Raw genomic sequence first — 1,229 nt, 5'->3', positions numbered from 1 at the left:
GGCAGCGCGTCCGTGCGCTGCCCGAGCCCTGCTCTCACATCGAGGTGCCTGCTCTGTCGATCAGAGCTGGTCGCCGACGAAGACCGTGAGGTCGACGAGGCGGTTGGAGTAGCCCCACTCGTTGTCGTACCAGCCGAGGATCTTCACCGAGTTGCCCTCCTGGACCATGGTCAGGGAGGAGTCGAAGGTGCAGGAGGCCGGGTCGCTGACGATGTCCGAGGAGACGATCGGGTCCTCGGTGTACGACAGGTAGCCCTTGAGGTCGCCGTCCTCGGAGGCCTTCTTGAACGCGGCGTTGACCTCGTCCTTGGTGGTCTCGCGGGCCAGCGTCACGACCAGGTCGGTGGCCGAGCCGGTCGGGACCGGGACGCGCATCGCGATGCCGTCGAGCTTGCCCTTGAGCTGCGGGAGGACCAGGGCGGTGGCCTTGGCGGCACCCGTCGTGGTCGGGATGATGTTCTCGGCGGCGGCGCGGGCGCGGCGCAGGTCCGAGTGCGGGAAGTCCAGGATGCGCTGGTCGTTGGTGTACGCGTGGACCGTCGTCATCAGGCCCTTGACGATGCCGAAGTTCTCGTCGAGAACCTTGGCCATCGGCGCCACACAGTTGGTGGTGCAGGACGCGTTGGAGATGACGTGGTGGTTGGCCGCGTCGTACTTGTCCTGGTTGACGCCCATCACGATGGTGATGTCCTCGTCCTTGGCCGGAGCCGAGATGAGGACCTTCTTGGCGCCGCCCGCGATGTGCTTCTCGGCGTCGGCCTTCTTGGTGAAGATGCCGGTCGACTCGATGACGATGTCGACGCCGAGGTCGCCCCACGGGATGTCGGCGGGGTTGCGCTCGGAGAGCACCTTGATGGTGTGGCCGTCGACGGTGATCGTGTCGGCGGTGTGCGACACCTCGGCCTTGAGACGGCCCAGGATGGTGTCGTACTTGAGCAGGTGAGCGGTGGTCGCGGTGTCACCCAGGTCGTTGACAGCCACGATCTCGATGTCAGCACCCTGCTCCAGCAGCGCGCGGAAGTAGTTACGACCGATGCGGCCAAAGCCGTTGATGCCTACGCGGATCGTCACGAAACCGATCTCCTCGTTGGTACGCCGGGTTCGACTCCGGCGAGCTGTATGGGATGTCCCCGACCGCCTACGACCCTACCTCCCTGAGGCTCCCGAGGTGACATCGAGATGCCCCATACACGGCAGGGGGTTCCGTACCCACCAGTAGGGTACGGAAC

Annotated in this window: 1 protein-coding gene; it reads right to left on the bottom strand. The window is 65.5% G+C overall.

Features of this window, described 5'->3' with window-relative positions; genetic code table 11:
* Positions 1-60: 60 nt before the first annotated feature.
* On the bottom strand, positions 61-1,071 hold the full coding sequence (gene gap / locus ACN6LB_RS45810) for a type I glyceraldehyde-3-phosphate dehydrogenase (protein ID WP_356144959.1): 1,011 nt from the start codon (positions 1,069-1,071) through the stop codon (positions 61-63).
* Between the last annotated feature and the right edge of the window lie 158 nt (positions 1,072-1,229).

This window comes from Streptomyces sp. SAS_270, assembly GCF_052543295.1.
This window is presented reverse-complemented; position numbering and strand designations above follow the sequence as displayed.